This is a genomic window from Cupriavidus sp. 8B, from assembly GCF_054589115.1.
On sequence record NZ_BAAILO010000600.1, the window covers coordinates 1 to 1,738 of the forward strand.

General features: G+C 59.8%; 4 protein-coding genes. 3 read left to right on the forward strand and 1 reads right to left on the reverse strand.

All coding sequences use genetic code 11. The features are described 5' to 3' along the window. Positions 1-738, reverse strand: a 738-nt coding sequence (locus ACYP5B_RS49835; protein ID WP_459574857.1) for an RNA-guided endonuclease InsQ/TnpB family protein, incomplete at its 3' end; no start/stop codon positions are given. A 26-nt stretch (positions 739-764) separates the two neighbouring features. Here ACYP5B_RS49835 and ACYP5B_RS49840 point away from each other — a divergent pair. From ACYP5B_RS49840 to ACYP5B_RS49850, 3 genes are read left to right on the forward strand one after another with little or no spacing between them, the layout of a single operon-like run. Then, a complete protein-coding gene (locus ACYP5B_RS49840) occupies positions 765-893 on the forward strand; it encodes a hypothetical protein (protein ID WP_400103387.1) in 129 nt (42 codons plus the stop codon). A 14-nt stretch (positions 894-907) separates the two neighbouring features. Further along, the gene (locus tag ACYP5B_RS49845; RefSeq protein WP_459574858.1) at positions 908-1,414 is read left to right on the forward strand and encodes an alpha/beta fold hydrolase; all 507 of its coding nucleotides are present in this window, start codon (positions 908-910) and stop codon (positions 1,412-1,414) included. Next, positions 1,411-1,614, forward strand: a complete 204-nt coding sequence (locus ACYP5B_RS49850) for an alpha/beta fold hydrolase (RefSeq protein ID WP_459574859.1) — start codon at positions 1,411-1,413, stop codon at positions 1,612-1,614. The genes ACYP5B_RS49845 and ACYP5B_RS49850 overlap by 4 nt, the downstream gene beginning before the upstream one ends. Positions 1,615-1,738 lie beyond the last annotated feature (124 nt).

The following is a 1,738-nucleotide window of genomic DNA, read 5'->3' on the forward strand; positions in this document are numbered from 1 at the left end:
GTTGCCGATGCGGGCGTGAATGCGCTGGACTCGGGCTTTGGCTTTCCTCCAGTTTCTGCTGAACTTTGTCTTGCGGCTCATTGCCCGCTGCGCCTTGCGCAAGGCTGCTTCGTGCCGACGGAAGCTGTTGAGCGGCGCGTAGAACGTGCCATTGCTCAGCGTGGCAAAGCGGGCGATACCCATATCGACACCGACTGCGGTTGTGCCGGTTGGAACCGGCGCATCGACCTCACGCGCTGTCTGAATCGAGACGAACCACTTGCCGCTGGACTGGCTGACCGTTGCATTTCTCACAGAGCCCAGCACGTCTCGGCTGTCGCGGTAGCGCAGCCAGCCAAGCTTAGGCAAGAAAATCCTCCCATTGGCCGCATCGAGCTTGATCTGTTTCGGGTCGGGGTAGCGGAAACTGTCGCGCAGCCCCTTCTTCTTGAAGCGGGGATAGTCCGCACGCTTGGCAAAGAAGTTCTGGTATGCGCGCTCAAGGTCCTTCAGTGCATGCTGTAATGGATGTACCGGTGCATCCTTGAGCCAAGGTGTGTCCGCCCCATTGCGCCATGCTGTGAGCGCCTTAGCCATTGCCACGTAGCCGATGAACTTGCCACCGGCCTCGTGGTTCTGCTTCTGCAACGCCAGCGCCTTGTTGAAGACGAACCGGCACGAGCCGGCGAAACGGCGCATCTTGCGCTGTTGCTCGCCGTTTGGCATCAGTTCGAATTTAAAGGCTTGAAGACGTTGCATAAAATCATGTTACCAGCAACTTTCACGTGTGCAAGGACGGCTACGCCGTCCGCGCTATCCTTCCTCCCCCTGAAGGGGAGAGGTTTGCCGCGCACCGGATCAAACTCAACGGCACGATCTTCGACGCGTTCGACTTCTCCTTCGCGTCGCTCTGAACCGGAGAAGCAAAATGCCAAACGTAACGTCCGACGGTGTTTCGATCCACTACGAGGTCAAGGGCCAAGGTTCGCCCGTGCTTCTTCTGGCGGGGCTTGCGGGAGCGGGCGCATCTTGGGGGCCACAGATCGATCTGTTCGCCGAGCATCACCAAGTGATCGTACCTGACCACCGCGGCACCGGCGCGTCCGAGCACACCGCACACGCCATGACGATTACACAACACGCACGTGACATGACGCGGGTCATTGAAGCGGCAGGATGCGGGCCGGTCCACGTGGTCGGTTCCTCGACCGGGGGCGCCATCGCGCAATTGCTGGCGATCCATCACCGCGAACGATTATGCAGCGCGACTATTGTTTCTTCGATTGCACGCGCGGACACGTTCTACCGTCGTCAGTTCGACATGCGGCGACGCATGTTGACCGATTCCGGCCTGCGCGCGTCCACCGAGGCCAACGCACTATTCCTCTTCGATCCGAGATTCATGCGCGAGCACCCGGAGCAGGTGCAAGCGTGAAAGTGAACGCTACATCGGCTGGCACATTCGAACGGGAGATCGGCTTTGCCCGGATCGACATGATCGTGGGGCACGACGCCTTCGATGATCTTCCGTCGATCGCGACGCCGACGCTGGTGCTGGTGGGCGAGCGCGACTTCTGTGCCCCGCCGTACTTCTCCGCAGAGCTTGCAGAGCGGATTCCGGGAGCGAGCAACTGATACTCCATTCTCATTCTTGCTCAGAAGCATCTATAATTGCTCGCCATGAGCAAGGTTTATCGGATCAACGAATTCGCAAAGCGCATCGGACGGGCTCCCAGTACGGTGCGCCGCTGGGAGCGCG